This window comes from Amycolatopsis sp. SID8362, from assembly GCF_010550475.1.
Classification (GTDB): domain Bacteria; phylum Actinomycetota; class Actinomycetes; order Mycobacteriales; family Pseudonocardiaceae; genus Amycolatopsis; species Amycolatopsis eburnea.
The window spans coordinates 1-5,287 of record NZ_JAAGNB010001014.1; the positions used below are offsets into that span (position 1 = coordinate 1).

Here is a 5,287-nt window from a genome sequence, read left to right on the forward strand (position 1 = left end):
GGCCCGGTGCGCCGTACGCGGCTCGCGAAGCGGAGGTGCGTGGCTTGCGCGGCTGGCCCGCGTGGCTCGGGCGGCGGTTCCCGCGCCGTGCGCGGCTGACCTGCGTGGCCGGTGCGGTGGGGGCGCGGCGATGCGGTGTTGACCGCGTCCGAGCCATGATCGACGCGGCGAACCCGCTGCTCAGGGGCGATCTTCGTAACTTCGAGGATTTTCCCGTTAATTGAGTTGCCTCGGTGTGGTGGGGAGCAATAACCTGCCAGTACCGAGCCCGAAGGGCTCGGCTGGGGATCCACGTTGACAGCGCCGCTCGGCGGCCGCGTGTGCAGAGTACAGAAGGAGGTGCCGGTGAAATGACCATCAACTTGACGCTCACGAACCCGGGCACCCGTCTGTCCTGCGCCGCGGAAGTCGCGGCCGCTCAGCGCCCGGGCACTGGTGTGTCCGTGAGCGCGCACGGGGTCCGTGGCATGCGCCGTGTCGAGCGGCGTTGGGCCACCGGTGTCGTCGTCTTCGGGACGCAGGGCGTTCTCGCCGCGTACCCGCAGGCCGATCTGCCGACCATCAAGCAGTTCCGTGTTCCGTTGTCGATACGGGAGCGAAGTTCCTGACCTAGTCAGGACACGAGGCTCACGAAGGCCGCGGAACCGGAAAACCCGGATCCGCGGCCTTCGTGTTTTTGGCTGCACAACCCAAGAGGAACAGCGTTGCCCAGCTCCAGCACCCACTCGAAAACCCGTACGACACAAGGAGGAACCACCATGTCATCCGCCGTCGCCTACGCCTCCGGCGAGGCAATATTCGCCGACCTGCTCGACCCGATCGCCGTCCCCGACGTGGCGCTGCCCTGCCGTTCGGGCGACGCGGACCTCTGGTTCGCGGAGTCCCCGGCCGAGCTCGAGCGCGCGAAGGCCCAGTGCGCCGACTGCCCGGTGCGCGAGGCCTGCCTGGCCGGTGCGCTGGCCCGTCGCGAGCCCTGGGGCGTCTGGGGTGGCGAGATCTTCGAGCGCGGCGTCGTGATCGCGCGCAAGCGGCCCCGTGGCCGTCCGCGCAAGAACGCCGTCGTCGAGCCGGCCGCCGCGAAGGCCGCCGGCGATCACCGGAGCGCCGCCGCATGAGCGTCGAGCCGGTCACTACCAGGGACTACGAAGCCCACACCAGCAGCGAACCGCTGCAGCTGACGAAGACCGAGATCGAGGAGATCAGCGAGATGTTGCTCTACGAAGAACTGTCCCGGGCCCGAATACGGGACCTGGAAGAGGGGGTCCGCGCCCAGCGGGCCCGAGGTGGCGCCCGTGCCGTCCGCCGTTGGAACCGAGTAGCCCGATGGGCGGCCCAGCGCGCGGAGCGGTACCAGCACCAGAACTGAGCGCGGAGCCCCTGCCACCTTCGGGTGGCGGGGGCCTTCGCGCTTCGCTTCGTTCGGATCCGCGGTGGGAACGCTGGTGTTCAATGGGCTGATGCCCGGACACACCCACCACGACATCGACTGGGCCGACCGCCTGGCCCAGCTGCGCATGGCCGACGCGCTCGACGCGGAAGCGCTCACGCCCGTCGCCCGGCGGCTGCTCGCCACGGCGGCGGACCGGCCGACCGTCGTCGACGTCGGATCCGGGGCCGGCGGGATGAGCGTGCTCTTCGCGCGCGAACTCGCCCGCGCGGGTGGGGCCACCGTCGTGCTCGTCGACACCACCCCGGAACTGCTCGCCGAGGCACAGCGAGCGGTTACCGAGGCGGCCGGCGACGCCGTCGAAGTCGTCGCGCGACGGGCGGACCTCGCCGACCCGGCACTGGCCGGGCAGGTGCCCGCGGCCGATCTCGTGTGGGCCGCCGGCGTCGTGCACCACATCGGCGACCAGCAGGCAGCACTGCGCACGCTGGCCGGCTTGCTCCGGCCGGGCGGAGTGCTGGCCATCGCCGAGGGCGGGCTCGATCTGCGCTGCCTGCCCTGGGAACTCGGCGTCGGCCGGCCCGGCCTGGAACAACGGCTGCTCGCCGCGCGGGGCGAGTGGTTCGCCCGGATGCGGGCCGAGACCGACGGCAGCGTCGCCATGCCCTACGGCTGGCCGCGCGCGCTCCGCGAAGCCGGACTCGAGGACGTCGAGTCGTTCGGCGCGCTCATCGACCACCCGGCGCCGGGTTCGGACCGGCTGCGCGAGTACGTGCTGCACCGCATCGGCTGGCTCGCCGAGTCGGTCGGGGAGTGGCTCGCCGCCGATGACCGCGAGGCGATCGCCGCGCTGACCGACCCGGGAAGCCCGGACTTCCTCGGCCACCGGGACGACCTGTTCCTGTTCGGCGCCAAGGCAATCCACTGTGGACGGTTGCGGTGAGCGCCCCGGAGTCGCCGGTGTGTACCCGCTGCGGTCGCCGGCGTTCGGACGACGATCCGGCTACGGCGCTCGCTTGGGTGTCCACGCGCGAGCGCGGCGCGGTGCGGTGGCTGTGCCCGGACTGCGCTCGGCAGCACGTGCGCGACATCGAGGGCAAGCTGCCCGACGAGTATTGGTGATCGATCCAGCCTCCCGCTGAGTCGGTGGGTTGGGTGGGTGGCTATCGGGTGTCGGTGGGGCCGGGGGTTCAGGCCGCGTCTCCGGAGGAGCCGATCGGGATGGCGCGGACCCTGGGGCGGGGTGTGCGGGACGCTTCGCCGTACGCCCGGGCCAGTTCCTGTGCCACTTCGGCGGGGACCTGGCGCAGCTGGCGGACCGTGCAGCGGACCAGGACGATGCCCGTCGCCGCCAGGGCCAGGTGGCTGAAGCCGCCGGAGGGGCCGGGGCCGCAGCGGTACTGCCAGGCCAGGCCGAGCTCGTCCCACCAGGCGTCGGCCTCGCCGATGCGGCGGCCGCGGCGGTCGCAGATCGTGACGTCCCAGTGGGGCGGTGGGAGGCGGGCCGTCTCCAGGACGCGGGTGGCCAGGCCGTGGGCCTGGATCGGGCCCTCGTCCAGGGCGCGCAGCACCCGGCGGACCGCTGAGGTGCCGCGTTGGGGGCCCGCGTCGAGCTCGCGCACCAGCTCCTGACGGTCGCACAGGCCCCAGTAGAGGGGCAGTGTCAGCAGGTGCCGGATCCGGGCCGGCTCGGGCTCCTCGCGGGCCAGGTCGAGCGCGGCCCTGGCCGGTGGGGCGAACGGGAGGCCGTCGACGTGGACCGGGGCCGGCAGCCGGGACGTGCGGGCCGCGCGGACGCCTTCGCACGCCAGCACCCGGCAGTGACCGGGCACCAGCAGCCGGATCTCGCCCGCCGGCGGGCACTTGACGCCGTGAGCCTGCAGCGCGTCCGCGCCGGTGATCACCACCCGCGGCCCGTACCGCACCAGTGCGGCGTGCAGCAGCTGCTGCCGCGTCGGAGCCGTGTTGCGCAGCAGGACGACGCCGGGGTGCAGGCGGCGCCACGGCCCGCCGGGGCCGCAGAGCCGCCTGGTTCTTCGATCGGACACCCCGGCTCTTCGCAGCTGTTCGAGGTTCATCACCTCGCAGGTGCCGGGGTTACTGAGGGACAGTGGATCGGTGCACTGAGTAGCAGCCATGCATCGAGCATGACGGCTCCGCCAACCGGGTGGAACCCGCTTCCCCGCAGCTGTGGACAACTGAGCCGCAACAACCCCTTCGCGGCCCCGCCTGTGGACAACTCAGCCGGCGAACCCGGGCTGCCAGCGCTCCACGATGCCGCGCGCCGGGATCTCCGCGTCGAGCTGGCAGAGGATGCCCGTCGAGCCCGCCGTCACCCGGTGGATCATCAGGTACTCGGGCGGCAGGTTCAGCGAACGGCCGACCCGGAAGTCGTTGCCGCGGCTGTCGCCCACGCGCCCGGCCTGCTTCTGCATCCACCGGCGCGTGAAGTGGAACGTCGGCTCGGCCAGCGGCTCGGTGAACGGTGCGAGGTACGCGAGCACCTCGTCCGCGGTCAGGTCGCTGTCCGGCTTGATGAACCGGTTCTCCCGAAGCAAGCGCATCAGGTCCGCGGACTCGCCGTCCAGGGCCAGCCGCGTCATCTCGCCGAGGTGGCGGGGGATGCCGTCGGGCAGGCGGGCGACGCCGCCGAAGTCGATGACGCACAGCCTGTCGTCGGCCGTGATCATGAAGTTGCCGGGGTGCGGGTCCGAATGCAGCAGGTGGACGCGCTCGGGCGACGAGTAGTGGAACTCCGCCAGCAGCCGGCCCGCCAGGTTGCGGGTCTCGCGGTCGCCGCCCGCGATCACCTTGGACAGCGGGGTGCCGTTCGCCCACTCCGTCACGACGACCTTCGGCGCGCTCGCCACCACCCGCGGCACCAGGATGCCGGGATCGCCGTCGAACGCCTTCGCGAAGGCACGCTGGTGCTGGGCCTCGGCCTGGTAGTCGAGCTCCTCGTTCATCCGCTCGGCGAGCTCGGCCAGCAGTGGCTTGACCTCCGTGCCGGGCACGAACGCCTGGAACAGCCGGCTGAACCGCTGCAGCTGCCGCAGGTCGCTCCGCAACGCTTCGTCGGCGCCCGGGTACTGCACCTTGACGGCGACCTCGCGGCCGTCGTGCCAGACCGCGCGGTGGACCTGCCCGATGCTCGCGGCCGCGGCCGGCTCGTCGTCGAACGACGCGAACCGGCTGGTCCACGTGCGGCCCAGCTGCTCGGCGAGCACCCGGTGGGTCTGCCGGACCGACATCGGCGGTGCCGCGGCCTGCAGCTTCGTCAGGGCCTCCCGGTACGGCTTCGCCATGTCGTCCGGCACCGCCGCCTCGAACACGCTCAGCGCCTGGCCGAACTTCATCGCCCCGCCCTTGAGCGTGCCGAGCACCTCGAACAGCTGCTCGGCGGCCTTAGCCGAAAGCGTCGCGTTCACCTGTTCCGCGCTCTGGCCCGCGAGCCTCTTGCCCCAGCCGCCGACCGCCCGGCCGGCGATGCCGAGCGGGAGGCTGGCGAGCTTGGCGGTGCGGGCGGCACCCTTGCGCGGCATCGCGGTGTCGCGGTCGCCCGGGTCGCGGAAGTCGGTCACCCCCGCGATTCTGCCCTGCGCACGCGGCGGCGCGCAGCCTGCTCGCGCGGTGTTAGTGGCCTACGTCTCCTGATGTAGGGGGTTCCGCGCCGCAGCCACACCTCGGGTGCGGTGGCCAGCCGCGGTGGCGGATGCGGCCGTCGTAGGCGTCGATCTCCAGCGTCGCGTTCCACACCGGCGGTGCCGGCGCGGCGGGGGAGAGCAGCCGCATGGCCTGGGCGACCGCCAGCGACGCGCAGGCCTGGACCGCGCCGAGGTCGGGCCGCTGGTGCCGGCCGGTGAGCTGTCCGGCGACGCGCGGCCAGCACGGGTCGCGGTC

Annotated in this window: 8 protein-coding genes and 1 pseudogene; 6 read left to right on the forward strand and 3 right to left on the reverse strand. The window is 72.7% G+C overall.

The annotated features are described in order from the left end of the window. The 6 genes from G3I65_RS56600 to G3I65_RS31900 form a co-directional block, all read left to right on the forward strand. Nucleotides 1–224, forward strand: a 224-nt coding sequence (locus G3I65_RS56600; RefSeq protein WP_203612568.1) for a hypothetical protein, incomplete at its 5' end; no start/stop codon positions are given. Nucleotides 225–350: 126 nt separating this feature from the next. Then, nucleotides 351–608 carry a hypothetical protein gene (locus tag G3I65_RS31880; RefSeq protein ID WP_160699387.1) on the forward strand — a complete coding sequence of 86 codons (258 nt, stop codon included), beginning with the start codon at nucleotides 351–353 and terminating at the stop codon, nucleotides 606–608. Nucleotides 609–758: 150 nt separating this feature from the next. Next, a complete protein-coding gene (locus G3I65_RS31885) occupies nucleotides 759–1,115 on the forward strand; it encodes a WhiB family transcriptional regulator (RefSeq protein WP_125311710.1) in 357 nt (118 codons plus the stop codon). Beyond that, nucleotides 1,112–1,366, forward strand: coding sequence for a hypothetical protein (locus tag G3I65_RS31890; RefSeq protein ID WP_160699388.1), 255 nt, complete (start codon nucleotides 1,112–1,114; stop codon nucleotides 1,364–1,366). Before G3I65_RS31885 ends, G3I65_RS31890 begins: the two co-directional genes overlap by 4 nt. A gap of 91 nt (nucleotides 1,367–1,457) precedes the next feature. Next, complete coding sequence (locus G3I65_RS31895) at nucleotides 1,458–2,330, forward strand: bifunctional 2-polyprenyl-6-hydroxyphenol methylase/3-demethylubiquinol 3-O-methyltransferase UbiG (RefSeq protein WP_166640830.1); 873 nt, start codon at nucleotides 1,458–1,460, stop codon at nucleotides 2,328–2,330. Further along, a complete protein-coding gene (locus G3I65_RS31900) occupies nucleotides 2,327–2,509 on the forward strand; it encodes a hypothetical protein (RefSeq protein ID WP_160699389.1) in 183 nt (60 codons plus the stop codon). Before G3I65_RS31895 ends, G3I65_RS31900 begins: the two co-directional genes overlap by 4 nt. Before the next feature lie 68 nt (nucleotides 2,510–2,577). Here the strand turns inward: G3I65_RS31900 and G3I65_RS31905 are convergent, their stop codons facing one another. The 3 genes and pseudogenes from G3I65_RS31905 to G3I65_RS31915 form a co-directional block, all read right to left on the reverse strand. Beyond that, nucleotides 2,578–3,465, reverse strand: coding sequence for a hypothetical protein (locus G3I65_RS31905; protein ID WP_160699392.1), 888 nt, complete (start codon nucleotides 3,463–3,465; stop codon nucleotides 2,578–2,580). Between the two features lie 162 nt (nucleotides 3,466–3,627). Continuing rightward, on the reverse strand, nucleotides 3,628–4,968 hold the full coding sequence (locus tag G3I65_RS31910) for an AarF/ABC1/UbiB kinase family protein (protein WP_160699390.1): 1,341 nt from the start codon (nucleotides 4,966–4,968) through the stop codon (nucleotides 3,628–3,630). A gap of 52 nt (nucleotides 4,969–5,020) precedes the next feature. After that, nucleotides 5,021–5,287 (reverse strand): annotated as a pseudogene (locus G3I65_RS31915) (hypothetical protein); the annotation flags it as partial.

Coding starts and splice junctions, on each gene's coding strand:
- G3I65_RS31885 (WP_125311710.1), top strand. CDS start 759: ATGTCATCCGCCGTCGCCTACGCCTCCGGCGAGGCAATATTCGCCGAC.
- G3I65_RS31895 (WP_166640830.1), top strand. CDS start 1,458: ATGCCCGGACACACCCACCACGACATCGACTGGGCCGACCGCCTGGCC.
- G3I65_RS31880 (WP_160699387.1), top strand. CDS start 351: ATGACCATCAACTTGACGCTCACGAACCCGGGCACCCGTCTGTCCTGC.
- G3I65_RS31905 (WP_160699392.1), bottom strand. CDS start 3,465: ATGAACCTCGAACAGCTGCGAAGAGCCGGGGTGTCCGATCGAAGAACC.
- G3I65_RS31890 (WP_160699388.1), top strand. CDS start 1,112: ATGAGCGTCGAGCCGGTCACTACCAGGGACTACGAAGCCCACACCAGC.